A 24,692-nucleotide genomic window follows, 5' to 3' on the forward strand; every position below is an offset into this window, starting at 1 on the left:
CAAGCTTAGCCCAGGGTGCGCCGTTCAGGCGTGGCTCAGGTACCAGCGCCAGTCCTGTTCGCCCACCTCGCCCATGAACTGGCGGTACTCGGCCCATTTGATCGCCAGGAACACCTTGAGGAACTCCTCGCCCAGCGTCTGTTTGGCCCAGGCGGAGTTCTCCAGCGCGCGCAGCGCGGTGAGCCAGTCGGTGGGCAGGGTCTCGCGCGCCTGCTGGTAGCCGTTGCCGATGATGGCCTGGCACGGGTCGATCCGCTCGCGGATGCCCTTGTGGATGCCGGCGAGGATCGCCGCCGCGGCCAGGTAGGGGTTGGCGTCGGCGCCGCAGATGCGGTGCTCGACGTGGCGACTCTTGGCCGGCCCGCCCGGCACGCGGAACGACACGGTGCGGTTGTTCACCCCCCAGCTCTTGGCCAGCGGCGCATAGCTGTTGGCCTGGAAGCGGCGGAAGGAGTTGGCGTTGGGGCAGAAGATCGCCAGGGCGTCGTCGAGCGTGGCCATCATCCCGCCAATCGCATATTTCAACAGCGGCGTGCCCTGCGGGTCTTCGCTGGCCATGAGATTGTTGCCGTCCGCGTCGGCCAGCGACACGTGCATATGCAGGCCGCTGCCGGCCTGGTCGCCGAACGGCTTGGCCATGAAGCAGGCCTGCAGCCCGTGCTTGTTGGCCACGCCCTTGACCAGGCGCTTGTAGCGCACGCCTTCGTCCACCGCCTGCAGCGCGTCGAAGCGGTGCTCCAGGGTCAGCTCGAGCTGGCCGGGGGCGTATTCGGAGATCGCCGTGCGCACCGGCAGGCCCTGCGCCTCGCAGGCGGCGTAGAGGTCGTCGAGGAACGGCTGCAGCTGCTCCAGCTCGTACACGCCGTAGACCTGCGGCGCCTGCGGGCGCACACCGTTCATCTGCAGCGCCGGTTGCGGCCGGCCGCAGGCGTCGCGGGTCTTGTCCAGCAGGTAGAACTCCAGCTCCACCGCCATCACCGGGTGGTAGCCGTCGGCCTTGAGCGCCTCGATGGCGCGCACCAGCACGTGCCGTGGATCGCCCGGGGTGGCCGGCAGGCCTTCGGTCGGGTGCATGCTCACCTGCAGCTGGCCGGTGGGCACCGCGCGCCAGGGTTGCAGGCACAGCGAGCCGGGGATGGGGTAGGTCCAGCAGTCGGCATCGGCCACCTCCCAGACCAGGCCGCTTTCTTCGACGTCCTCGCCCTGGATGGTCAGCGACAGGATCGAGCTGGGCAGCGGCCGGCCGTGCTCGTAGATGGCCAGCAGTTCGTCGCGGTGCAGCAGCTTGCCGCGCGGGATGCCGTTGGCGTCGATCAGCATCAGCTCGATGCTGCGTACCTCGGGGTGGCGTTCGAGGAAGTCGCGGGCTTCCTGGGGGTTGGCGAATTGCATGGTGGTCTCTCACCTGATGGGCACGTTGTGCACCGGGGCGTAGGGTGGATGGCGCTTTATCCATCCACCGGGTATCGGTGGCCTGTTGGTGGATGAAAAGAGCGTCATCCACCCTACGGTTTTATTCGCGGGCGCCGGGAATGGCCAGCAGCTCGGTGAGGGCCTGGTCGAGCATGCCTATCAGCTGGTCCACATCCTGCTCTGTGGTCGAGGGGCAGCACAGGGTCATATTGTGGAAGGGGGTGATCAGGATGCCGCGGTTGATCAGGTACAGGTGCAGGGCCATCTGCAGCTCGTCGTGGAAGGCCGCCTCGGCCTCGGCGCCGGTGCGCGGCGCGGTGGCGCAGAACTGGAATTCGCAGCGTGCGCCCAGCTCGGTCACCGACCACTTGAGCGCGTGCTTGCCGATCAGGCGGCGAAAGCCCGCCGCCAGTCTGGCGGCCAGCGGCAGCATATGGGCGTAGGCGGCCGGGGTCATCACCTGTTCCAGGTTGGCGCGCATGCAGTGCATGGCCAGGGCGTTGGCCGACAAGGTGGTGCCCATGCCGCTGTGGCCGTGGCCATGGCTGCCTTCGCTGGAGCGTTTGCGCGCTTCAGTCATGGCCTCGGCCATCGCCGCGCTGCAGCCGAAGATGCCGCAGGGCACGCCGCCGGCGATGGGTTTGCCGACCACGAAGAAGTCCGGCTCGAGATCCCAGAGTTTGGTGCAGCCGCCGATATCGGTGGAGATGGTGTGGGTTTCGTCGATGATTAGCAGGCTGCCGTACTTGCGCGTGAGTTCCCGGCACTGCTGCATGAAACCCGGCTCGGGCAGGACCATGCCGATATTGGTCATGGCCGGCTCGCAGAGCAGGGCGCAGACGTCGCCCTGGGCCAGCGCCGCTTCCAGCGCTGCGACATCGTTGAACGGGATCGAGCGGCTGTACTGGGTCAGGTCATAGGCCTGGCCGACCAGCCCGGAGCGGGCCACGGTCTGGCCATCGCGATGGCGCACCATCACGTCGTCCACCGTGCCGTGGTAGCAGCCGTCGAATACCAGCAGGGTCTTGCGCTGGGTAATGGCGCGGGCCCAGCGCAGCACATAGCGATTCGAGTCCGTTGCCGTGGCGGTCACCTGCCAGAACGGCAGGCCGAAGCGCGCCGCCAGCAGCTCGCCGCAGACCACCGCGTCCTCGCCCGGCAGCATGGTGGTCAGGCCGTTGTGGCCCTGTTCGGCGATGGCCTTGGCGATCGGGTCCGGCGAGTGGCCGAACATGCTGCCGGTGTCGCCCAGGCAGAAGTCGATGTACTCGTGGCCGTCGACGTCGTAGAAGCGCGCGCCCTTGGCCCGCTCGACGAACAGCGGCACCGGGGTCGACCAGTCGGCCATCCAGTGCATCGGCACACCGCCGTACAGCGAATGCCGCGCGCGCTCGGCCAGGGCGACGGACTTGGGGTTGCGGGCCAGGAACAAGGCGCGCTCGGCGGCGGCGAAGCGTTCCACGGCGGCGGGGCTGATAGCGCTGGCGGTCATCTGGGCATACCTCGGTAAGAATCTGGCTGCATGATATTTTGTGATCACATATTAGTAAATGATGTCGATGAATCCGCTATATTTCGCAAATACATGGTTATTAGTGATCACAAATAAGGTGCGCCAGTTCGTCGCTTAGGCACAAAGCGGCGTCTGGAGTACATTCGTGCACATTTTTCACGGAGGCCGCCATGCGTGACTGTAGTCTGACCCTTGCCCAACTGCCGGCGCCGCCGCAGGAGGCGCTCGATGGCCGATAACCTGCAAGAGCAGCTGTACCAGAAGATTCGCGAGGGCCTGCTGGCCGGGCGTTTCCAGCCCGGCGAACGGCTGAAGATCCGCGACCTGGCGGCGCAGTGGGGCACCAGCCCGATGCCGGTGCGCGCGGCGTTGCAGCGGCTGGTGGCCGAGGGCGCGCTGGAGGGCGAGCCGCAGCGTTCGGTGCGGGTGCCGGCGATGACCCGCGAGCGCTACGAGAACATCTTCCAGGTGCGCCTGGGTCTGGAAGGGCTGGCGGTGGAGCTGGCCACGCCGCGCCTGCAGGCGGCCGACCTGGCCCTGCTGCGCGACTGCGTGGCGTGCATGGATGCGGCCATCGAGCAGCGCCAGGTGCAGGACTACCTCCGCGCCAACAGCCAGTTCCACCTGCACCTGTACGCCGCCTGCGGCAACCCGGTGCTGCTGCGCTCGATCGAGTCGCTGTGGCTGCAGATCGGCCCCTTCTTCAACCGCCTGTTCACCGGCGCCGACCTGTCGCTGCGGCTCAACGACTTCCACGAGGACGCCTTCGCCGCCATCGAGGCCGGCGACGCCAAGGCCGCGCGTCAGGCGATGGAGCAGGATCTGCTGTACTTCGCGCGCTTTTTGCTCAACCTGCTGGCGCTGGAGCAGGGCGAGGGGTGAGGCGCTGCCCCCCAACGGCGTCGGGGGCAGTCCTGCAGGCTGGGTTAGCCGCCAGCATGGTCAGTGCGGCGGGCGGCACTTTCGCGGCGGCCTGACCCAGCGCCGCTGCCCGGCCCTCAGCTTTCCAGCCAGACGTCGCGGCACCAGTGCCACACCGAGTCCCAGCTCTCGTCGGTCAGCTCGCCCTCGTCGCCGTCCCACAGCCAGACCTGGCCTTCCACGTCCACCGCGTAGTAGTCGCGGCCGCTCTGGCACAGCGGCACCAGGTCGCGCGGCAGGCCCAGGCTCCAGGCCTCGGCGGCCACTTCCGGCAGGTAGGTGTGCGATTGCGGGTCGCTGGCGGTGACCGGCTCCAGGCGGCCGTAGACCACGTCGCTGACCTTGAGCAGGAACTCGCGCAGCTCGAAGGGCAGGTGGATGAGGATCTGCTCCTGGATCTCCACCAGGGTTTCCTCGTCCGGCAACTCCAGCGGCACCGGCACCGGTTCGTTGAGTTCGCGCAGCTGTTCGATGACTTCTTCCACGGGGGCAACCTCCTGATCAATGCGGCGGGCTTTATACCCCAACAGCCTGCTGGGGCGGTATCGGTGCGCGACGGCTTCAGCCGGCGTGGAAGAAGGCCAGCTTGTTGCCGTCCGGATCGCGGAAGTAGCCGATATAGAAGCCGGGCATGCGTTCGCCCGGTGCGCCTTCGTCGCTGCCGCCGAGGCTCAGCGCCTTGGCGTGCAGTTCGTCGACCTTGGCCCGCGAGCCCGCCACCAGGGCGGTCATGCAGCCGTTGCCGACGCAGGCCTGCTGCTGGTCGTAGGGCAGGCAGACGCCGAACATCGGCTGCTTCATGCTGGTGCCGAACAGGGTCAGCCGGCCGATATCCACCAGCGGCTTGGCGCCGAGGCCGGCGAGCAGCTCGCCGTAGAAGGCCTTGGCCTTGTTCAGGTCGTGGGTACCGACTGTGGTGTATCCGATCATCCGCGCGTGCTCCTCGAGGTAGGCGCTATCACTCTAGCCGAAAGTCGACGGGCAAAAGAAACCCGGGACAAGCCCGGGTTGCTGTGCTGCGCGGCGCGATCAGTTCTGGCGGATGCCGGCGATCAGCCAGGGCTGGTTGTCGCCCTGGGCGCGTTCCAGGCGCCAGCTTTCGCTGAACGGCTCGCCCTGGTCGAAACGCGAGGTCTTGGCCACGCCGCTGAAGGTCAGGGTGGCGGTGGTCTTCTCGGCATCGTCGTCGACGCCGTCCAGCTGCACGGCCAGCTCGTCGATGTAGGTGGACTGGAAGCCCTCGCCCAGTTCGGCACGCTCGCGTTTGAGGAAGTCCAGCAGCTGCGGGGTGACGAACTCGGCGATCTTGTCCATCTCGTCGGCGTCCCAGTGCTGCTGCAGGCTGAGGAAGTGCTCGCGACCGGCGGCGATGAAGCTCTGCTCGTTGAACCAGGCCGGGGCGTTGATCACCGGACGGGCCGCGGCAGCGGCGTTGCCGCCGAAGATCGAGGTCGGCGCGGCGCTGGCCGGCATTTCGCGCTGGTAGGGCGCGCCGGCGGCGGCGACTTGCGGCTGCTGGCGGGCGCGACGGGCGGCGAGGAAGCGGAACAGCAGGAAGGCGATCAGGCCGAAGATCAGCATGTCCATGATCTGCAGGCCTTCGAAGCCGTCACCCATGAACATCGAGGCGAGCAGGCCGCCGGCGGCCAGGCCGGCCAGCGGGCCTAGCCAGCGCGAGGCGCCGCTGGCGGCGGCCGGTTGGCGACCGGCGGTCGGGGCGGTGGCGGCGGGCTGCGTGGGCTGGGCCTGACGGGTCTGGTGGCTGGGCGCGGAGCCGAACGACTTGCCGCCGCCGAAGCGCTTGGCATGGGCCTCGAAGCTGAAGGTCAGGGCCAGGCACAGGACCATGGCGATACTGAGGAAACGCTGCATCACGGTTTTCTCTCTGGTGGAAAGGCGTGGCGGCATCTTGCCCGGCATGGGCGGCGATGACCAGTGACAGAATGTTTCCGGCTTTTGCTTTGCGCCGCGACGGTGCAGCATGGCGGTCGAGTCGAGCCTGTCCGGAGCCGCCACCTTGTATCAGCCGAAAGCCTTCGCCGTGAGCGATCTTGCCGCCCTGCACCAGTTGATCGAGCAGAGCCCGCTGGCGACCCTGGTCAGCCCGGGCGCAAACGGCCTGCAGGCCAGCCATCTGCCGTTGCTGCTGGTGGCGCAGGAGGGCGAGTTCGGCACCCTCTACGGTCATTTCGCCCGGGCCAACCCGCAATGGCGCGAGCTGAACGGCGACGCCCAGGCGCTGGCGATCTTCCAGGCCGGCGAGGCCTACGTCAGCCCCGGCTACTACCCGAGCAAGGCCGAGCACGGCAAGGTGGTGCCGACCTGGAACTACCAGGCGGTGCACGTGCGCGGCCGGCTCGAGGTATTCGACGAGCGCCAGCGTCTGCTCGATCTGGTCGGCCGCCTCAGCGCCCATCACGAGCGGGGGCGGGCGCAGCCCTGGGCGGTAAGCGATGCGCCGGCCGGCTATATCGACAGCATGCTGCGCGCCATCGTCGGCTTCGCCCTGCCGATCCGGCGGATCGAGGGCGTGCGCAAGCTCAGCCAGAACAAGGGCGCCGCCGACTTCGCCGGCGTGCGTGAGGGTTTGGCGCAGTCGTCGCGGGCGGAGGAACGGCGGATCGCCGAGGCGATGGCGGGTCTGAAGCGCTAGGCTGTCGCCGGGCCGCCCAGGCGGTGCGCATCACGGCCTTGTCGGGATTGCGCCCCGGTGTGCGGTTGCTCCTGTAGCCGGATGCAATCCGGGCCTGTGCACGAGGATTTCCGCGCCGCGCATGCGCGCCATTTCCCCTTCAGCGGCGCAGCAGCAGGGCCAGCGCGCCGCAGCGCAGCTGGCCGCGCAGGAAGGCGCGGAATTCGGCGGCGTCTTCCTCGGGGTGGCGCAGCCAGTGCACGAAGCTGCGCAGGTAGGCGCCGGTGAGCAGGGTCTCTTCGGCGATGCGGCGCAGGTGCAGGGTCTCCCGCCCGGCGGCCTCGCGCCACCACTGCACGGTGCGGCTGATGCGCATCAGGCCGAGCAGCTGCAGGTGGATATGCCCGGGCTCGAGCTTGTACAGCAGCATCTGCCCGGTCACCGCGCGGTGCGCGGCGAGGCTGTCGAGCCAGGCCAGCAGGCAGGCTTCCAGGCGCTGTTCGGCGTTCAGTTCGGCGAGGTCGGGCTGGCGTGCGCGGGCCAGCATGGCCAGGTCGGCGCGGTCGAACCAGGCTTCGACCAGGGCGTCCTTGTCGCGATAGTGCGGGGCGATGTCGTCCAGTCCGGCGCCGAGGGCGGCGGCCACTTCGAACAGGTGCAGGCGCTCCCAGCCGCAGACGTCGGCCAGCTGCAGGGCGCTGTCGAGGATGCGGGCTGGGGTGAGGGCGGCTTTCTTCATCGGTTCACCTCGCCTTCGAGTATGGCCGCGCCGCCGCCACCCAGGGCCTGAAACGACAAACGGAAGCCGAGGCTTCCGTTTGCGGGCATGTCATCCGGGCTACGCAGTTCGTAGGGTGGATCACGCTTCACCGATCCACCCTTTGCTGGATGTGGAAAGCGACAGCTACGCGCCCCGATCCACCCTACGCTTGTCCGGCTGCGACGCTCGCCTCAGCGCCAGTTGTACAGTTCCTTCTNTACGCTTGTCCGGCTGCGACGCTCGCCTCAGCGCCAGTTGTACAGTTCCTTCTCCGAGACCGAATGCATCGGCGCGGCGAGGGCCTGGAAGGCCTTCATCGAGGCCCAGATGCGGCCGTTCAGCTCGCTCTGCGCGGCCAGCTCGCCGAGCACCACATCGGCCTCGCGCTGCATGGCGTCGAGCACCTCGTCGGGAAAGCGCTTGAGCAGGGTGCCGCTCTTCTTCAGCTGATCCAGGGCCAGGGCATTGTGGTAGACGTAGTCGTCGAGCATGTCCTGGCTGGCGCCGCGGGCGGCCTCGGTGAGGATCGCCTGCAGGTCGGCCGGCAGGCTGTCCAGGGCCTTCTGGTTGACCAGCAGCTCGAGCACCGCCTGTGGTTCCTGCCAGCCCGGGTAGTAGTAGTACTTGGCCGCCTGCTGCAGGCCGAAGGCCTGGTCGTTGTAGGGGCTGACCCAGTCGGTGGCGTCGATGGCGCCGGTCTGCAGGGCGGTGAACACCTCGCCGCCGGGGATGTTGACGGTGATCGCGCCGAGCTTGGCCAGCACCTCGCCGCCCAGGCCCGGGGTGCGGATCTTCAGGCCCTTGAGGTCGTCCAGCGAGTTGATTTCCTTGTTGAACCAGCCGCCCATCTGCATACCGGTGTTGCCGACCACGAAGGGCTTCACCCCGTGCGGCGCATAGGCCTCGTCCCACAGCGCCTGGCCGCCGCCCTTGCTCAGCCAGGCGTTCATTTCCAGGGTCGACAGGCCGAACGGCACCGAAGTGAAGAACTGCGCGGTGTTGACCTTGCCCTTCCAGTAGTAGGCGGCGCCGTGGCCCAGCTCGGCGGTGCCGCGCGACACGGCGTCGAACACCTCCAGCGGCGGCACCAGTTCGCCGCCGGCGTAGACCTTGATGGTCAGGCGGCCGTCGCTCATGGTCTTGACCCGCTCGGCCAGGCGCTCGGCGGCGGTGCCCAGGCCGGGGTAGTTCTTCGGCCAGGCGGTGACCATCTTCCACTGGTAGGTCTGCGCCGGGGCGGCGGCCTGCTCGCTGCCGGCCTGGTCGTCCTTGCAGCCGGCCAGGCCGAGGGCGGCCAGCAGGGCCGCGGTGGCGGTGAAGAGATGACGGCGATTCATCGGGGCTTCCTTATTGTGGGTTCTCAATCCCGTGGTCCGGAGGCGAATCGGGACGATGGTCAAAGCGCCTCCAGCTTGGCGTAGCTGAGCATCAGCCACTTGCTGCCTTCGCTTTCGAAATTCACCTGCACCCGCGCCTGCGCGCCGGCACCCTCGAAATTGAGGATGGTGCCCTCGCCGAACAGGCTGTGACGCACGCGCTGGCCCAGGTTGAAGGGGGTCTGCGGCACGGCGCTGCCGGCGAACAGGCTGCCGCCGCCCATCGCACTGGTGCTCATGGGCCGGCTGACGCTGTTGCTCAGGCGCACTTCCTGGATCAGCGGCGCGGGGATTTCGCGGACGAAGCGCGACACCTTGTTGTAGGTCTCGCTCCCGTAGAGACGGCGGGTCTCGGCGTAACTGATCACCAGCCTGTGCATGGCACGGGTAATGCCGACATAGGCCAGGCGGCGTTCTTCTTCCAGGCGGCCCGGTTCTTCCAGGCTCATCTTGTGCGGGAACAGACCCTCCTCCATGCCGACCAGGAACACCAGGGGGAATTCCAGGCCCTTGGCGCTGTGCAGGGTCATCAGTTGAATGCTGTCCTCGTTCTCGGCGGCCTGGGTGTCGCCGGCCTCCAGCGAGGCGTGGGTGAGGAAGGCCTGCAGCGGGGTCAGCTCCTCGTCTTCGTCGTTCTCGAAGGCGCGCGCGGCGCTGACCAGTTCTTCCAGGTTCTCCACCCGCGCCTGGCCCTTCTCGCCCTTTTCCGCCTGGTGATAGGCGATCAGCCCGCTCTGCTCGATGACGGTCTGGGTCATCAGGTGCAGGGGCATGGCCAGGACCTTCTCGGCCAGGGTCTCGATCAGCTCGATAAAGCCGGCCAGGGCAGTGGAGGCGCGCCCCGGCAAAGCCTTGCCCGCCAGCATCAGGCGAATCGCTTCCCACATGTGCACGTCGTGGGCGCGGGCGTACTCGCGGATGCTCTCGATGGTCTTCTCGCCGATGCCGCGCGCCGGCACGTTGACGATGCGCTCCAGCGCCGCGTCGTTGCCGCGGCCGTCGAGCAGGCGCAGGTAGGCCATGGCGTTCTTGATCTCGGCGCGCTCGAAGAAGCGCTGGCCGCCGTAGATGCGGTAGGGGATCTTCTCGCGCAGCAGCGCCTCTTCCAGCACCCGCGACTGGGCGTTGGAGCGGTAGAGGATGGCGATCTCGCTGCGCTTGAGGCCTTCCTTGCGCAGCGCGTCCTCGATGCTCTCGACCACGTAGCGCGCTTCGTCGTGCTCGTTGAACGCGGCGTACAGCGCCAGCGGCTCGCCGTCGTCGCCGTCGGTCCAGAGTTCCTTGCCCAGGCGCCCCTGGTTGTTGGCGATCAGCGCGTTGGCGGCCTTGAGGATGCCGGCGGTGGAGCGGTAGTTCTGCTCCAGGCGGATCAGCTGGGTATCGGGGAAGTCGCTGGAGAACTGCTGGATGTTCTCGATCCGCGCGCCGCGCCAGCCGTAGATCGACTGGTCGTCGTCGCCCACCACCATCAGGCTGTCGCCGCCCTGGGCCAGCAGGCGCAGCCAGGCGTACTGCACGGCGTTGGTGTCCTGGAACTCGTCGACCAGGATATGGCGGAAGCGCCGCTGGTAGTGCTCGAGCAGGCCCGGCTTGTCGCGCCACAGGTCGAGGGCGCGCAGCAGCAGCTCGGAGAAGTCGATCACCCCGGTGCGCGCGCAGGCCGCCTCGTAGGCCTCGTAGATGCCGCGCATGGTGGCCAGGAACAGGTCGCCGCCGGCCTGGATATGCGCCGGGCGCAAGCCCTCGTCCTTCTGCCCGTTGATAAACCACTGCGCCTGCTTGGCCGGCCAGCGCTGCTCGTCCAGACCGAGTTCGCGGATCACCCGCTTGATCAGGCGCTGCTGGTCGTCGGAGTCGAGAATCTGGAAGTTCTCCGCCAGCCCGGCTTCCTGCCAGTGCGCGCGCAGCAGGCGATGGGCCAGGCCGTGGAAGGTGCCGACCCACATGCCGGCCGGGTTGTGGCCGAGCATCTGCTCGATGCGCGCGCGCATCTCGGCGGCGGCCTTGTTGGTGAAGGTCACCGACAGGATCGAATGGGGCGAGGCGCCCACCGCCTGGATCAGCCAGGCGATGCGGTGCACCAGCACGCGGGTCTTGCCGGAACCGGCGCCGGCCAGCACCAGTTGGCGCCCGAGCGGGGCGGCCACGGCCTGGACCTGGGCGTCGTTGAGAGAAGCGATCAGGAGTTCGGGGTCGTTTTGCATCGCGGCATTCTAGGGGGCGCGGCCACGTCGGGCAAACCGCGCGCGGCGCACGGCGGCAGCTGACGACCGGCGGGTCAGCGCGGCGACCGGCGAACCAGGGCGGCGGCGGCGCGGACGGCCCGTCGAAAGTTAGGCGCGAACGGGTGAAATTGGTCACATCTTGGTTGGGCGATGCGCCTGTCTCGGGTATTCTGCCGCGACGCCTAGGCACCATTACAAGAAAATCGCCTATGACCGCCACCACTAGCGCCGTAGTCCCTGAAGTGACGCTGGATCCGTACGCGGCCGAACAGCTGTTCGCCACGGATATCGCCGTCGAACGTACCCGCCTGCTCTACCAGGGCTCGCGCCTGCCCACCCTGTTGATGCTGCTCACCGGCCTGGCCTGTGCCTTCCTGTTATGGAGCGAGCAGCGCGCGCCGCTGCTGGCCGCCTGGCTGGGCTGGATGGTGCTGCTGGTATTGCTGCGCCTGGTGCAGGTCAAGGCCTTCGACGCCGCGCTGCCCAGCCGCCAGGCCGAAGCCCACTGGCGCCGGCGTTTCCTGTTCGGCGCCGGCGCCTCGGGGCTGACCCTGGCCTCCGCCGCCATCGTCCTGGTGCCGGCCGATGCCTTCTATCAGCAGGCGCTGCTTTACGGCCTGATCGCCGCGGCGATCCTCTCCGCCAGCGTCGCCTACGCCGTCAGCCTGCCGGCCTTCCTCACCTTCGCCTTGCCCTGCCTGCTGCCCTCGGTGGCCTTCCTGCTGGCCGAAGGCAACAACCTGCAGCGCGGCTGGGGCGGGCTCGGGGTGATCCTCTCGCTGGCCTTGCTGGTGGTGGCCTGGCAGGTCAACCGCCTGGTCCAGCGCAGCCTGCTGCAGCGTTTTCACAACCAGGCGCTGATCGCCAACCTGGAGCACGCCAAGCTGCGCGCCGAGGGCCTCAACGAGGAGCTGGCGCGCGAGGTGGAGCAGCGCCGGCGTGCCGAGCGCGAACTGCGCGGCGCCCATGGCGAGCTGGAAATGCGCGTGGCCGAGCGTACCCTGGAACTGGACGAGGCGACCCACGCCCTGGGCAAGAGCCAGGCGCGCCTGGCCCTGGCCTTGGAGGCCAGCGAACTGGGCCTGTGGGACTGGGATCTGGAAAGCGACCAGGTGCACCACTCGCACCTGCGCGAGCTGTTCGGCCTGGACGCCGAGCAGGTGCAGGTGATGCTGCGCGACCTGACCCCGCGCCTGCACCCGGACGACCTGCCGACGCTGCGCCGCGCCCTGGTCGAGCATATGAAGGGGCGCAGCGACGGCTATCAGGTGGAATACCGGTTCAAGCACGCCGACGGCCATTGGCTGTGGATCGAGGACCGTGGTCGCGCGGTGGAGCGCGACGCCGCCGGGCGCGTGCGGCGCATGCTCGGCACCCGCCGCGACGTCAGCGCGCGGCGTCAGCAGGAGCAGCAGCAGCGCCTGGCGGCGACGGTGTTCGAGGCGGCCAGCGAGGGCATCTTCATTCTCGATCCGGACTACCGCCTGCTGGCGGTCAACCGCGCGTTCAGCGCGGTGACCGGCTACGCCCGCGAGGAGGTGTTGGGGCGCACGGTGACCAGCTTGATCGGCAGCCGCGAGATGCGCCGCCAGTACCAGCTGATCCGCCAGGAGCTGGACGGCAGCGGCAGCTGGCAGGGCGAGCTGATCGAGACGCGCAAGAGCGGCGAGCTCTACCCGCAATGGCTGCAGCTCAACCTGGTGCGCGACGCCAGCGGGCGGCCCAGCCATATCGTCGGCTTCTTCGCCGACCTCAGCGCGCGGCGCGAGGCCGAGGAGCGCCTGCGCTACCTGTCGCACTACGACGAACTGACCGGTCTGGCCAACCGCAGCCTGTTCAAGGAGCGCCTGCACGAGGCCAGCCAGCGCGCGCGGCAGAGCGGGCGCAGCGTCGCCCTGCTGCATATCGACCTGGACCGCTTCAAGCTGCTCAACGACAGCCTCGGCCACGAGGTCGCCGACCAGCTGCTGCGGCAGATGAGCCGCCGCCTGACCCAGGCGGTGCCGGAGGCCGACTGCATCGCGCGGCTGTCCGGCGACGAGTTCGCCATCATCCTCGATGCCTACGGCAGCCTGTCCAGCCTGGCGCGGGTGGCCAGCCGGCTGCTGGCCAAGCTGCGCGTGCCGATGGACGTCGGCGGCCACGAACTGGTGGTCAGCGCCTCGCTGGGTATCAGCCTGCTGCCGGACTACGCGCGCGAGATCAGCGCGCTGATCAGCCAGGCCAACATGGCCGTGCAGCACGCCAAGCACCTGGGCGGCAACACCTTCCAGTTCTTCACCGACAACCTGCAGGCCTGCACCCTGGAGCGCCTGCAGCTGGAGAACCAGCTGCGCAAGGCGATCGAGGAGGGCCAGCTGGAGGTGTTCTACCAGCCCAAGCTGTGCCTGGCCGACGACAGCCTGAATGCCGCCGAGGCGCTGGTGCGCTGGCGCCATCCGCAGCAGGGGCTGGTGCCGCCCGGTGAGTTCATCGGCCTGGCCGAGGAAACTGGGCTGATCGCGCCGATCGGCGAATTCGTCCTGCGCCAGGCCTGTCGGCAGGCGCGCGAGTGGCAGCGCCAGGGCCTGGCGGAGATCCGCGTGTCGGTGAACATCTCGGTGCACCAGCTGCGCCAGGGCAACCTGACCAGCCTGGTGCGCCAGGTGCTGGAGGAAACCGACCTGGCGCCGCGATACCTGGAGCTGGAGCTGACCGAGAGTCAGCTGCTGGACAACGTCGACAGCGTCATCGCCACCTTCCGCCAGCTGCGCGAGCTGGGGGTGAAACTGGCGATCGACGACTTCGGCACCGGCTACTCCTCGCTCAGCTACCTCAAGCGCTTCCCGGTGCACTACGTGAAGATCGACCAGACCTTTATCCGCGACCTGTCGCCGGGCGGCGAGGACGCGGCGATCACCCGCGCGATCATCGCCATGGCCCACAGCCTGGAGCTCAAGGTGGTCGCCGAGGGGGTGGAGACCCAGGCGCAGATGGATTTCCTCAAGAGCCAGCACTGCGACGAGATCCAGGGTTTCCTCATCAGCCGGCCGGTGGAGGCCGAGGCCTTCGCCGCCTTGCTGCGTGCGCAGATCGACGCCCCGGTGTACTGAGGCTGTTCCCTCCCTACCCAGGCGCCGCGGGGACGGCCGGGCCGACCGAATCAAAGATGGCTGCCGGCGCGCGCCATCCTAGGAGATGCTGGGGGCTCCCGCTCACGACAAGGAGTTCCCGATGGCCGAAGCCCCATCCCTGAGCCTTGGCCAGCGCCTGCTGCTGGCTTCGCAGCGCATGGCGCCGGTGCCGGTGAAGGCGGCCCTGGTGCAGAAGCTCGGCCCCGAGCAGGCGGCGCAGCTGTCGCCACATCTGCCGCCGGCGCAGCTGCGTGAGCTGATCCTGGCGCTGCCCGTCGAGTTCCTCGCGCAGGTCACCACCCACCTCGACCCGCAGCTGATCCTCGCCACCTACCTCAGCCTGCCCGACAGCCTGCACCTGGAGGTGGCGCGCCGGCTCTGCGTGATCGGCGCCTTCGCCACCGCCGCGCGCTACGCCGAATGCCTGTCGGCCAGGCAGGTCAAGGTGCTGATCTACGGCATCAACGACGCCGACCACGTGCTGCAGATCGCCCGCCATATCCTCGATATCGAGCTGATCGTGCAGAGCCTGCGCAGCTTCTCCACCGCCTACCTGTGCAAGCTGACCGAGGCGGCGGCCGCCGACGACAACGTCGCGGTGTCCGCCCGGGTGCTCGCCGGCCTGCCGTTGCCGCGCCAGGCGGACGTCTGCGCCCACCTCAGACCGGCCGTGCTGCGCGAGCTGCTGCCGCAGCTGCTGGCCGCCAACCCGCAACTGCGCGACCTGCTGCCCGAACGCCTGCAGCAGACGATCCTGGCCTAGGCTGCGCCACCGACTCTCACTTGGCGAACAGCTGGCCGATATCCTTGAACGCCTTGAACTCCAGGGCGTTGCCGCAGGGATCGAGCAGAAACAGGGTGGCCTGCTCGCCGACCTGGCCGGCAAAGCGCACGTGGGGCTCGATGACGAAGGCCGTGCCACGTGCCTGCAGGCGCTCGGCCAGCGCCTGCCAGTCGTCCCAGGCCAGCACCACGCCGAAATGCGGCACCGGCACGTCGTGACCGTCCACCGGGTTGCGGTGCGCCGCCTCCTGGTGCGCCATCTTCGGCGCTTCATGGATCACCAGCTGGTGGCCGAAGAAGTCGAAATCCACCCACTGCTCGCTGCTGCGGCCTTCGGCGCAGCCGAACAGCTCGCCGTAGAAGTGCCGCGCCGCGGCCAGGTCGTACACGGGAATCGCCAGGTGAAAGGGGGCTAGGGCCATTGCGGAGTTCCTCTTGGTTATTCGCCCCCAGCCTAGCAACAGCCAAATCGATTGAAAGCGAATATCCTTGCTCGCAAGCTCAAATAATTTTGATGGATTGCCGATGCTGCGCGAGTTCAAGACCTTCGTCGCCGTCGCCCGCCTGGGCACCTTCGCCGCCGCCGGTCAGCAGGTCGGCCTGACCCAGTCGGCGGTCAGCGCGCAGATGCGCGTGCTGGAACAGCAGCTGGGCGTGCGTCTGTTCGACCGCAGCGGCCGCGCCGCCGTGCTCAACGCCGCCGGCCGGCATGCCCTGCCGCTGGCCGAGCAGATGCTGGCGTTGTACGCGCAGATGGCGCTGCCGCAGGCGGCGGACCAGTGGCAGGGTGAGCTGCGCGTCGGCGCCATCGCCACCCTGCAGACCGGCTTGCTGGCCGAGGCGCTGCCGCGCTTTCGCCAGCTGGCGCCGCGGGTCGAGCTGAAGCTGGTGCCGGGGGTGTCGCTGCAGCTGCTCAGCCAGCTGGATGCCGGCGAACTGGATCTGGCCCTGCTGATCAAGCCGCCGTTCCCGCTGCCCAAGGAGCTACTGCAGGTGCCGCTGGCGCGCGAGCCCTTCGTGCTGATCGCGCCGCTGGCGACGGAGGGCGACGAGCCGCTGCGGCTGCTCGCCGAACAGCCGTTCGTGCGTTACGACCGCGCCTCGTTCGGCGGCCGTCAGGTCAGTCGTTTCCTCCGCGAACAGCGCCTGAGCGTGCACGAGGCGCTGGAGCTGGACGAGCTGGAGGCCATCGTGCGCCTGGTGGAGAACGGCATGGGCGTGGCCCTGGTGCCGCGCGCCGGGCTGTGGCTGCAGCGGCCGACGCGGCTGCGGGTGCTCGAGCTGGGCGAGCTGACCTTCCACCGCGAACTGCTCGCCCTGCTGCGCCGCGCCCAGCGCCAGCCGGCGCTGGATTGCCTGCTGCAGTGCCTGCAGGCGTAGGCACCCTGCGTGCGCAACCTGCAGAAAAAAGCCCGCACGGCGGCGGGCTTCTGGATCGGGCAGTGGCTGCGGCTTAGAACGCCGGCACCACGGCGCCCTGGTACTTCTCGGCGATAAAGGCTTTGACCTCGGCGCTGTTCAGCGCCTTGGCCAGCTTCTGCATGGCGGCGCTGTCCTTGTTGTCCGGACGGGCGACCAGCAGGTTGACGTAGGGCGAGTCGCTGCCTTCGATGGCCAGGGCGTCCTGGGTCGGGTTGAGCTTGGCTTCCAGGGCGTAGTTGGTGTTGATCAGGGCGAGGTCGACCTGGCTCAGCACGCGCGGCAGGGTGGCCGCTTCCAGTTCGCGCACCTTGATCGCCTTGGGGTTTTCGACGATGTCCTTCGGCGTGGCGAGGATGCCGGCTTCCGGCTTGAGGGTGATCACCCCGGCCTTTTGCAGCAGCAGCAGGGCACGGCCGCCGTTGGTGGCGTCGTTGGGGATGGCCACGGTGGCGCCCTGCGCCAGTTCGCCGAGGTTCTTGACCTTGCTGGAGTAGGCGCCGAAGGGCTCGACGTGCACGCCGACCACGCCGACCAGCTCGGTCTTGCGGCTGGCGTTGAACTCGTCCAGGTAGGGCTGGTGCTGGAAGAAGTTGGCGTCGAGGTTCTTCTGCTGCACCTGCAGGTTGGGCTGCACGTAGTCGGTGAACACGCGCACCTTCAGTTCCACGCCTTCTTTGGCCAGCGCCGGTTTGACGAACTCGAGGATCTCCGCGTGCGGCACCGGGGTGGCGGCGACGTTGAGGGTTTCGGCCTGGGCCGAGAAGGCCGCGCAAGCGGCCAGGGCAGTCAGCAGTTTCTTCATTTCAAGGTTCCTTTTGGGAAGGTTCGCGCGGGTCCCGCGGGTGGCGAGTCGCCGCTTTTCATCATTACTTGCGAGAAAAATGTACGACGAGGCGATCACCGACCATCTGCAGCACCTGCACCAGGATCAGCAGCAGGATCACGGTCACCGCCATCACGTCCGGCTGGTAGCGCTGGTAGCCGTAGCGCACGGCCAGGTCGCCGAGGCCGCCGCCGCCGATCAGGCCGCTCATGGCGGTGTAGGAGACCAGGGTGATGGCGGTGACCGTGGCCGCCGCCAGCAGCCCGGGCAGGGCCTCGGGCAGCAGCGCGCGGGTGATGATCTGCCAGGTGCTGGCGCCCATGGCCTGGGTCGCCTCGATGATGCCGCGCTCGACTTCGCGCAGGGCGGTCTCCACCAGACGGGCGAAGAACGGCGTGGCGCCCACCACCAGCGGCGGGATGGCGCCGGCCACGCCCAGCGAGGTGCCGACCAACAGCTCGGTGAGCGGGATCATCAGGATCAAGAGGATGACGAAGGGCACCGAGCGCAGGATGTTCACCACCAGCGACAGCGCGCCGTAGAGCGCCTTCTGTTCGAACAGCTGGCGCGGGCCGGTGAGAAACAGCAGCACGCCGAGCGGCAGGCCGAGCAGCACGGTGAACAGCATGGAGCCGAGCAGCATGTTCAGGGTGTCGAGGCTGGCCTGCCAGATTTCCGGCCAGAACACGTTGGGTAGCAGTTGTTCGAGCATCAGCGCAGTACCTCCAGATGCACCTCGGCGGCGCCGAAGCGCGCCAGCGCGGCGTCGATGTCTCCACCGGTCAGGGCCAGTGTGAGCTGGCCGTAGGGGGTGTCCTTGATGCGGTCGATGCGCCCGGCGAGGATGCTGTAGTCCACTCCGGTCTCGCGCGCCACGGTACCCAGCAGCGGCGCGTAGGTGGCTTCGCCCTGGAAGGTCAGGCGCAGGATGCGGCCCTGCACATGAGCGAAGTCGTCGTGCTGCTCGGCCTCGTCGACGTGCTCGGACTCCAGCACGAAGCGCCGCGTGGTCGGGTGCTGCGGATGGAGGAACACCTGGGCCACCGGGCCTTCCTCGACTATGACGCCGGCGTCCATCACCGCCACGCGGTCGCAGACGCGGCGGATCACGTCCATCTCGTGGGTGATCAGCACTATGGTCAGGCCCAGTTCGCGGTTGATCTCGGCCAGCAGCTGCAGCACGGCGGCGGTGGTCTGCGGGTCGAGGGCGCTGGTGGCCTCGTCGCACAGCAGGATCTTCGGCCGGGTGCTCAGCGCCCGGGCGATGCCGACGCGCTGCTTCTGCCCGCCGGAGAGCTGCGCCGGGTACTTGTTGGCGTGCTCCTGCAGGCCGACGCGGGCCAACAGCTCGGCGACCCGGGCATCGATCTCGGCGCGGCTCAGCTCGCCGGCCAGGCGCAGCGGCATGGCGATATTGTCGGCGACGGTCTTCGACGACAGCAGGTTGAAGTGCTGGAAGATCATCCCGACCTGCTGGCGGAAGCGGCGCAGGCCCTGGGCATCGAGGGCGGTGACGTCGACGCCGTCGATCTCGATGCGCCCGCCGGAGGGCTCCTCCAGGCGGTTGATCAGGCGCAGCAGGGTGCTCTTGCCGGCGCCGGAATGGCCGATGATGCCGAACACCTGACCGCGTTCGATCTGCAGCGCGGTCGGCTGCAGTGCGGGAATCTCGCGGCCGGCGACGCGGTAGGCCTTGTGGACGGATTGAAACTGGATCACGCGAACGACCTTTTGGGTATGTTCAAGGGCGGGCTCCACGGTAGGTGAGCCGGCCAGCGGGCGCCGGGTGGGCGCAAAAGGGCGCTAGTCTACCCGGCCGTGTTTAGGCCGAGAAAATCTTTGTTGGCCTATGGTTATTACAAAATCGCATTACCGTTAAGCGCTACGCCGAACCGTGGGGTGGATGACGCTTCACCCATCCACCAGCACCGCGGATTCGCCGGCATAAACGGGGTCATCCACTCTCACCCTGTACTCAACCGCGCTGCGGGCTCAGCAGCAGCCGCGGCACCTGTTGCGGCACGATCTTCTGGCTCAGCTGCGGGCGAAAGGTCGGGTCGAGCTTCTTGATCCGCGCCGACAGCAGCGCCGCGACCCAAGGATAGTCCTTGGCCTCGCGCACTTCGATGCGCACGGCGCAGCGGAAGGTCACCACGTCCGCCGCCACGCCATCGAGCAGGCGGCGCAGGTGCTCGTTGTCCTGCTTGTCCAGCATCGGCATGGCCACCGCGCTGCTGGCCGCGGCGGGATCGATCAGGCGCGCCCTGGGCGGCTCGGCGACGGCCGGCGCGGGGGCGGCGAGCTTGGCCGGAACGGCGGCGGCCAGGCGCTCGACCGCCAGGCGCTGCTCGCGCAGTTGCGCCTGACGCTGCGCGTCGAGCTGGGCGGCGGCGTCGCGCGCCTGCTGTTCGGCGGCGGCCTGGCGGGAGTCGCGGGCATTCTCGATGGCCTGCTGCAGATCGCCGCTCAGCGCCGGGGCCTGCGGCAGCAGGCTGCGCGCCTGGCCGAGGGCCTTGGCGGCGCGATCCAGATCGCCCTGCTGCAGGGCTTCGCGGCCCTGCTGCAGATAGGCGTCGGCCAGCTGGCGGCGGTACTGCTCGAGACGGGTGTCGCCGGCGGCGCTGCGCTCGAGGGTGGCGAGCTGGGTCTGGGCATCGTCCAGCCGCTCCTCGGCCAGGCTCAGGTCGAGCTGGCGCAGGGCGAGCACCAGCTCGTCGACCGGCGGCAGCGGCTGCTGCGGGGCCTGCTGGCAGCCAGCGAGGAACAGAACCAGCAGCAGGGGGAAACCACGGAAAACGAACGACTTCATGACTGTGCGTCTCGGATTGTGCAAAAAACGCGCAATCATACAGGGTTGCACCGGCGAATTCACGCCGATCGGCAAGGCTCTGGCCCGGATGGCATCCGGGCTGCGCAGGGTCGAGGGCGCTATCAGGCGTTGCGCTTGGGCAGGGCGAAGCTGGCGAGAAACAGCGCGGCGGCGCTGACGACTATGGACGGCCCGGCCGGGGTGTCCTGGAACCAGGACAGGCTGAGCCCGGCGCACACCGCCACCAGGCCGAGCAGGCTGGCGCCCAGGGCCATCTGCTCCGGGGTGCGCGCGTGGCGCTGGGCGGCGGCCGCGGGGATGATCAGCAGCGAGGTGATCAGCAGCACGCCGACTATCTTCATCGCCACGGCGATCACCACGGCGATCAGCAGCATCAGCGCCAGGCGGATGGCCGCCACCGGCAGGCCCTCGACCCGCGCCAGCTCCTCGTGCACGGTGATCGCCAGCAGCGGCCGCCACAGCAGCGCCAGCAGCACCAGCACCAGCGCGCTGCCGCCGAGAATCCAGGCCAGGTCGGCCGGGCCGACGGCGAGCAGGTCGCCGAACAGGTAGCCCATCAGGTCGATGCGCACCTCGTGCATAAAGCTCAGTACGACGAGCCCCAATGACAGGGTGCTATGGGCGAGGATGCCCAGCAGGGTGTCCGAAGCCAGCGGTTGGCGCTGCTGCAAAGTCACCAGCAGCACGGCGAGCAGCACGCAGCCGACCGTCACCGCCAGGGTCGGGCTGACGTCGAGCATCAGGCCGAGGGCCACGCCGAGCAGGGCGGCGTGGGACAGGGTGTCGCCGAAATAGGCCATGCGCCGCCACACCACGAAGGAGCCGAGCGGGCCGGCCACCAGGGCCAGCGCCAGGCCGGCGAGCAGGGCGTTGAGGAGAAAATCGGGCATCAGTGTTTGCAGTCCGGGCCGTGGACGTGGGCCGGGCCGTGGATGGTCAGGCCCGGCTTGACCACGCTGCCGTGCAGGTCGTGGTCATGGTCGTGATGGTGGTGGTAGACGGCCAGGCTCTTGGCGTCCTGGCCGAACAGTTCGATAAAGGCCGGATCGAAGCTGACCTGTTCCGGGTGGCCGGAGCAGCACACATGGCGATTCAGGCAGACCACCTGGTCGGTGGCGCTCATCACCAGGTGCAGGTCGTGCGAGACCATCAGCACGCCGCAGCCGTGGCGTTCGCGCAGGCGCGAGATCAGCCGGTACAGTTCGGCCTGGCCGGCAACGTCGACGCCCTGTACCGGCTCGTCCAGCACCAGCAGTTCGGGCTCGCGCAGCAGCGCGCGGGCCAGCAGCACGCGTTGCAGCTCGCCGCCGGAGATGCCCTGCAGCGGGCTGTGGATCACCTGTTCGGCGCCGACTTCGGCCAGCGCGGCCAGCGCGCGGGTGCGGTCGACACCCGGCACCAGGCGCAGGAAACGCAGCACCGACAGCGGCAGGGTGGCATCCACGTGCAGCTTCTGCGGCATGTAGCCGATGCGCAGGCGCGGTTTGCGCCAGACGCTGCCGCGCTCGGCCTGCAGCAGGCCGAGGACGACGCGCACCAGGGTGGTCTTGCCGGCGCCGTTGGGGCCGATCAGGGTGACGATCTCGCCCGGGCGCACGCTCAGATGGGCGTCTTCCAGCACCGCCTGGCCGTTGAAGCTGACGCTCACCTGCTCCAGCCGGATCAGCGCCTCGCTCATGCCGCGCCCTTGCAGCCGGCGCAGAGGCCGACCACTTCCACGGTCTGGGCTTCGACGGCGAAGCCGACCCCGGCGGCGCCCTCGACTATGGCCTGGCTGATGGCCGGCTGTTCCAGCTCGATGGCGGCATGGCAGGCGCGGCAGATCAGGAACTGGCCCTGGTGCGCGTGTTCCGGGTGGCTGCAGCCGACGAAGGCGTTGAGCGAGGCGATGCGGTGCACCAGGCCGTTTTCCAGGAGGAAATCCAGCGCCCGGTAGACGGTCGGTGGCGCGGCGCGGCGGCCGTCCTCGTCGCTCAGCACGCCGAGGATGTCGTAGGCGCCGAGCGGCTTGTGGCTGGCCCACACCAGTTCCAGCACGCGCTTGCGCAGGGCGGTCAGGCGCAGGCCCTGGCGCGTGCAGATGGACTCGGCCTCGGCCAGGGCATGGCTGACGCAGCGGGAGTGGTCGTGGGGGCGCGAGGCCAGGGGCGTGTCGGTCATGGGCAAGGACGGCGCGGGCTGGAGACGTTATTATATTACCCGTTCAATCCCGCCCGAGTATGCCCCGTGTCGCGTCTTTTCTGTCTCGTTGCCCTGCTGTTCGTCGCCAATGCCCAGGCCGAGGTGCGCCTGCTCACCAGCATCAAGCCGCTGCAACTGATCGCCGCGGCGGTGCAGGACGGCGTCGGCGTGCCCGACGTGCTGCTGCCCCCCGGCGCCTCGCCGCACCACTATGCGCTGCGTCCGTCCGACGTGCGCCGGGTGCGCGAGGCCGACCTGCTGTACTGGATCGGTCCGGACATGGAAGGCTTCCTGCCGCGGGTGCTGGATGGGCGCGACAAGCCGGACGTGGCGGTGCAGGAACTGCCCGGCCTGAGCCTGCGTCATTTCGGCGACAGCCATGCTGGACACGAGCACGAGCACGAGCACGAGCACGAGCACGACGAGCATGGCCATGATCAGGCGGACGACGGCCTGGGCCATGACCACGACCATCGCCCCGGCAGCCTCGACGCCCACCTCTGGCTGCTGCCGGCCAACGCCCGGGTGATCGCCGCGCGCATGGCCGCCGACCTGGCCAATCTCGACGTTGCCAACGCCGCGCGCTACGCCGCCAACCTGCAGGCCTTCGAAGCCCGCCTGGATGCACTGGATGGCCGAATCCGCCCGCAGCTGGCGAGCATCGCCGACAAGCCCTATTTCGTCTTCCACGAGGCCTACGACTACTTCGAGGCCGCCTACGGGCTCAAGCATGCCGGCGTGTTCAGCGTGCTCGGCGAGGTGCAACCCGGCGCCCGCCACGTCGCCGCCATGCGCCAGCGCCTGCAGCAGGCCGGCCCCAGCTGCGTGTTCAGCGAGCCGCCGCTGCGCCCGCGCCTGGCGGAAACCCTTACAGTCGGCCTGCCGGTGAAACTGGCCGAGCTGGATGCGCTCGGCGGCGAGCTGCCGGTGAGCGCCACGGGCTACGAGCAACTCCTGGAAAACCTGGCCAATGGCCTGACGGAGTGTCTGGGGAGTCTGTAACACGAGTCTCGCTCTGCTTCCGGGTGAGGTCCTCATAATTCGTAGCGCCCTCTCGCGGCGGTGCGCGTGGGAGGGCTCTAGCCGCGACCAGCCGGGCTACGAACTGTAACCCGGACGTTGCCGCTCGCAGTCGCTAACCACTAGGCTTGCGCTTTTGCCGCGAGCGCCCGCCATGTCGCCATCCGCACCTCGCCCGTCCAACGCCACGCTGGTGCTGCTGGCCTCGCTCTATTGCGCGCAGGGCCTGCCGTCCGGGCTGATCGCCCACTCGCTGCCGGTGCTGCTGCGCCAGCACGGCGTCGACCTGGCGCTGATCGGCCTGCTCAAACTGCTGGCGCTGCCCTGGCTGCTCAAGGTGTTCTGGGCGCCCTGGATCGACCGCCTGGCTTCACCGCGCTTGGGCCATCACCGCGGCTGGATTCTGCCGCTGCAGGCAGGCGTGATCCTCTGCGTGGCTGCGTTAGCCACGTTGGCGCCGCAGACCCTGTTCGGCTCAGGCCTGTGGCTGCTGCTGGGCCTGCTGCTGACGATCAATCTGCTGGCGTCCACCCAGGACATCGCCACCGACGGCCTTACCGTGCGCCTGCTGCCCGAGCGCTGGCGCGGCCTGGGCAACAGCCTGCAGGTGGGCGGCTACAAGGTCGGCATGATCGTCAGCGGTAGCGGCTTGCTGCTGGTGATCGACCCGCTGGGCTGGAACCTTGCCGTTGGTCTGCTGGCCGGGCTGATCCTGCTGATGACCGTGCCGATCTGGCTGTTCCCCGAGCGCCGGATGTTGCCCTTCCAGCCGGCATTGGCGGAAAGCGCACTGGGCCCGCGTCTGTTGCTCGAGCACTACCGCGGCCTGCTGGCGCAACCCGGCATGCTGCTTTGGCTGGCGGTGGTGCTGACCTTCAAGCTGGGCGATTCGCTCGGCTCGCCGATGATCAAACCGATGCTGGTGGACCAGGGCTGGATCACCGCGGCGCTCGGCCAACTGACCCTGATCAGCAGCCTAGCCGGCATCGCCGGCGCCCTGCTCGGCGGCCTGCTCTACGCCCGTATCGGCGTGTTGCGCGCGCTGATCCTGTTCGGCGCCCTGCAGGCTCTCGGCATCGCCGCCCTGGCACTGTTGGTGGGGCGGGGCGGCAATGTCGGACTGGTCTACGCCGTGACCCTGTTCGAGCAGGTAGCCGACGGCATGTCCACCGTCGCCCTGTTCGCCGCCATGATGCGCATGTGCCGCCCCGAACACGAAGGCGCCGACTTCACCCTGCAGGCCTCGGCGCAGTTGCTGCTGTCCGGCTTCGTCGGAGCCAGCAGCGGGGTGCTGGCCAAGGCGTTGGGGTATGAGGAGTTGTTCGTTGGGGCGGGGGTGTTGGGGTTTGCGGTATTGCTGATCGTGCTGGCGCATGCACGAACATCGAGGTAAGGGCGCTGGTCGCTAAACTGAAGTGCGATGCACGGTTGCCTCCCACTCGCAGCTTAAGCCTTTTGCAGGGAGGCTTGCGGCGCGTTGCTTGCTCCTTGGTTGATGAGCGCATTTGCTTCAGCCAAAAAGTTCTCTGTGAGGGACGTATTGCTCAGAAAGAAGCGTTGATTGTCTTCCTTCATGTCGATCATCAGTGACTTGAAGAATGGATTTCGCCGGATGCGGATCTTCTTGATCTCACTGGCACGAAGCAGTTCGTTGCGACGGTAGGACTCGGATTCGTCATC

Annotated in this window: 24 protein-coding genes; 7 read left to right on the plus strand and 17 right to left on the minus strand. The window is 68.4% G+C overall.

What is annotated here, in order from left to right; genetic code table 11:
- Positions 1-24 precede the first annotated feature (24 nt).
- On the minus strand, positions 25-1,392 hold the full coding sequence (locus EA796_RS21900) for a glutamine synthetase family protein (RefSeq protein WP_122110155.1): 1,368 nt from the start codon (positions 1,390-1,392) through the stop codon (positions 25-27).
- A 121-nt stretch (positions 1,393-1,513) separates the two neighbouring features.
- Complete coding sequence (locus tag EA796_RS21905; protein WP_122110156.1) at positions 1,514-2,905, minus strand: aspartate aminotransferase family protein; 1,392 nt, start codon at positions 2,903-2,905, stop codon at positions 1,514-1,516.
- 249 nt (positions 2,906-3,154) lie between these two features.
- Between EA796_RS21905 and EA796_RS21910 the strand changes: the two genes are divergently transcribed.
- Positions 3,155-3,808 carry a GntR family transcriptional regulator gene (locus EA796_RS21910; RefSeq protein WP_122110157.1) on the plus strand — a complete coding sequence of 218 codons (654 nt, stop codon included), beginning with the start codon at positions 3,155-3,157 and terminating at the stop codon, positions 3,806-3,808.
- Positions 3,809-3,924: 116 nt separating this feature from the next.
- On the opposite strand, the gene EA796_RS21915 is transcribed toward EA796_RS21910, so the two are convergent.
- The 3 genes from EA796_RS21915 to EA796_RS21925 form a co-directional block, all read right to left on the minus strand.
- Positions 3,925-4,332: an SMI1/KNR4 family protein gene (locus EA796_RS21915; RefSeq protein WP_021443680.1), complete on the minus strand. Its 408-nt coding sequence runs from the start codon at positions 4,330-4,332 to the stop codon at positions 3,925-3,927.
- 76 nt (positions 4,333-4,408) lie between these two features.
- Positions 4,409-4,777 (minus strand): VOC family protein, encoded by a 369-nt coding sequence (locus EA796_RS21920; RefSeq protein ID WP_021443681.1) that lies wholly within the window; start codon positions 4,775-4,777, stop codon positions 4,409-4,411.
- Between the two features lie 99 nt (positions 4,778-4,876).
- A complete protein-coding gene (locus EA796_RS21925; protein ID WP_122110158.1) occupies positions 4,877-5,719 on the minus strand; it encodes a Tim44 domain-containing protein in 843 nt (280 codons plus the stop codon).
- 145 nt (positions 5,720-5,864) lie between these two features.
- Here EA796_RS21925 and EA796_RS21930 point away from each other — a divergent pair, with 145 nt between their 5' ends.
- Entirely contained in the window at positions 5,865-6,500 is a 636-nt protein-coding gene (locus EA796_RS21930; RefSeq protein ID WP_122110169.1) for an FMN-binding negative transcriptional regulator, read from the plus strand.
- A gap of 139 nt (positions 6,501-6,639) precedes the next feature.
- Here EA796_RS21930 and EA796_RS21935 read toward each other — a convergent pair whose 3' ends face one another.
- The 3 genes from EA796_RS21935 to uvrD all read right to left on the minus strand — a co-directional run bounded on the left by EA796_RS21935 (position 6,640) and on the right by uvrD (position 10,819).
- Positions 6,640-7,218, minus strand: coding sequence for a TetR family transcriptional regulator (locus EA796_RS21935; RefSeq protein WP_021443888.1), 579 nt, complete (start codon positions 7,216-7,218; stop codon positions 6,640-6,642).
- 266 nt (positions 7,219-7,484) lie between these two features.
- Entirely contained in the window at positions 7,485-8,576 is a 1,092-nt protein-coding gene (locus EA796_RS21940; protein WP_021443887.1) for a TRAP transporter substrate-binding protein, read from the minus strand.
- A gap of 59 nt (positions 8,577-8,635) precedes the next feature.
- The gene (gene uvrD, locus EA796_RS21945; protein ID WP_122110159.1) at positions 8,636-10,819 is read right to left on the minus strand and encodes a DNA helicase II; all 2,184 of its coding nucleotides are present in this window, start codon (positions 10,817-10,819) and stop codon (positions 8,636-8,638) included.
- A 230-nt stretch (positions 10,820-11,049) separates the two neighbouring features.
- On the opposite strand from uvrD, the gene EA796_RS21950 reads away from it, so the two are divergent.
- Both EA796_RS21950 and EA796_RS21955 read left to right on the plus strand, forming a co-directional pair.
- Positions 11,050-13,932 carry an EAL domain-containing protein gene (locus EA796_RS21950; protein WP_122110160.1) on the plus strand — a complete coding sequence of 961 codons (2,883 nt, stop codon included), beginning with the start codon at positions 11,050-11,052 and terminating at the stop codon, positions 13,930-13,932.
- Positions 13,933-14,053: 121 nt separating this feature from the next.
- On the plus strand, positions 14,054-14,716 hold the full coding sequence (locus EA796_RS21955) for a hypothetical protein (protein ID WP_122110161.1): 663 nt from the start codon (positions 14,054-14,056) through the stop codon (positions 14,714-14,716).
- A 16-nt stretch (positions 14,717-14,732) separates the two neighbouring features.
- Here the strand turns inward: EA796_RS21955 and EA796_RS21960 are convergent, their stop codons facing one another.
- Positions 14,733-15,158 carry a VOC family protein gene (locus EA796_RS21960; protein ID WP_122110162.1) on the minus strand — a complete coding sequence of 142 codons (426 nt, stop codon included), beginning with the start codon at positions 15,156-15,158 and terminating at the stop codon, positions 14,733-14,735.
- 103 nt (positions 15,159-15,261) lie between these two features.
- Between EA796_RS21960 and EA796_RS21965 the strand changes: the two genes are divergently transcribed.
- Positions 15,262-16,116: a LysR substrate-binding domain-containing protein gene (locus EA796_RS21965; protein ID WP_122110163.1), complete on the plus strand. Its 855-nt coding sequence runs from the start codon at positions 15,262-15,264 to the stop codon at positions 16,114-16,116.
- A 73-nt stretch (positions 16,117-16,189) separates the two neighbouring features.
- Here the strand turns inward: EA796_RS21965 and EA796_RS21970 are convergent, their stop codons facing one another.
- From EA796_RS21970 to zur, 7 genes are all read right to left on the minus strand, one after another.
- Complete coding sequence (locus EA796_RS21970) at positions 16,190-16,960, minus strand: MetQ/NlpA family ABC transporter substrate-binding protein (RefSeq protein ID WP_021443439.1); 771 nt, start codon at positions 16,958-16,960, stop codon at positions 16,190-16,192.
- Between the two features lie 64 nt (positions 16,961-17,024).
- A complete protein-coding gene (locus EA796_RS21975) occupies positions 17,025-17,693 on the minus strand; it encodes a methionine ABC transporter permease (RefSeq protein WP_021443438.1) in 669 nt (222 codons plus the stop codon).
- The gene (locus EA796_RS21980) at positions 17,693-18,700 is read right to left on the minus strand and encodes a methionine ABC transporter ATP-binding protein (RefSeq protein ID WP_021443437.1); all 1,008 of its coding nucleotides are present in this window, start codon (positions 18,698-18,700) and stop codon (positions 17,693-17,695) included. The genes EA796_RS21975 and EA796_RS21980 overlap by 1 nt, the downstream gene beginning before the upstream one ends.
- 256 nt (positions 18,701-18,956) lie before the next feature.
- Positions 18,957-19,790 carry a PA5502 family lipoprotein gene (locus EA796_RS21985; RefSeq protein ID WP_122110164.1) on the minus strand — a complete coding sequence of 278 codons (834 nt, stop codon included), beginning with the start codon at positions 19,788-19,790 and terminating at the stop codon, positions 18,957-18,959.
- A gap of 122 nt (positions 19,791-19,912) precedes the next feature.
- On the minus strand, positions 19,913-20,701 hold the full coding sequence (znuB, locus tag EA796_RS21990) for a zinc ABC transporter permease subunit ZnuB (RefSeq protein WP_021444556.1): 789 nt from the start codon (positions 20,699-20,701) through the stop codon (positions 19,913-19,915).
- A complete protein-coding gene (gene znuC / locus EA796_RS21995) occupies positions 20,701-21,489 on the minus strand; it encodes a zinc ABC transporter ATP-binding protein ZnuC (protein WP_122110165.1) in 789 nt (262 codons plus the stop codon). Before znuC ends, znuB begins: the two co-directional genes overlap by 1 nt.
- Positions 21,486-21,971: a zinc uptake transcriptional repressor Zur gene (zur, locus tag EA796_RS22000; protein WP_122110166.1), complete on the minus strand. Its 486-nt coding sequence runs from the start codon at positions 21,969-21,971 to the stop codon at positions 21,486-21,488. Before zur ends, znuC begins: the two co-directional genes overlap by 4 nt.
- A 66-nt stretch (positions 21,972-22,037) precedes the next feature.
- Between zur and znuA the strand changes: the two genes are divergently transcribed.
- Together znuA and EA796_RS22010 are read left to right on the plus strand one after the other, a co-directional pair.
- Positions 22,038-22,994 carry a zinc ABC transporter substrate-binding protein ZnuA gene (znuA, locus tag EA796_RS22005; protein ID WP_122110167.1) on the plus strand — a complete coding sequence of 319 codons (957 nt, stop codon included), beginning with the start codon at positions 22,038-22,040 and terminating at the stop codon, positions 22,992-22,994.
- Between the two features lie 172 nt (positions 22,995-23,166).
- Entirely contained in the window at positions 23,167-24,405 is a 1,239-nt protein-coding gene (locus tag EA796_RS22010) for an MFS transporter (protein ID WP_122110168.1), read from the plus strand.
- Between the two features lie 53 nt (positions 24,406-24,458).
- Here the strand turns inward: EA796_RS22010 and EA796_RS23230 are convergent.
- A partial coding sequence (locus EA796_RS23230) for a hypothetical protein (protein ID WP_158603109.1) occupies positions 24,459-24,692 on the minus strand: 234 nt, incomplete at its 5' end.

It is taken from the genome of Pseudomonas sp. AOB-7, from assembly GCF_003696305.1.
GTDB lineage: Bacteria > Pseudomonadota > Gammaproteobacteria > Pseudomonadales > Pseudomonadaceae > Aquipseudomonas.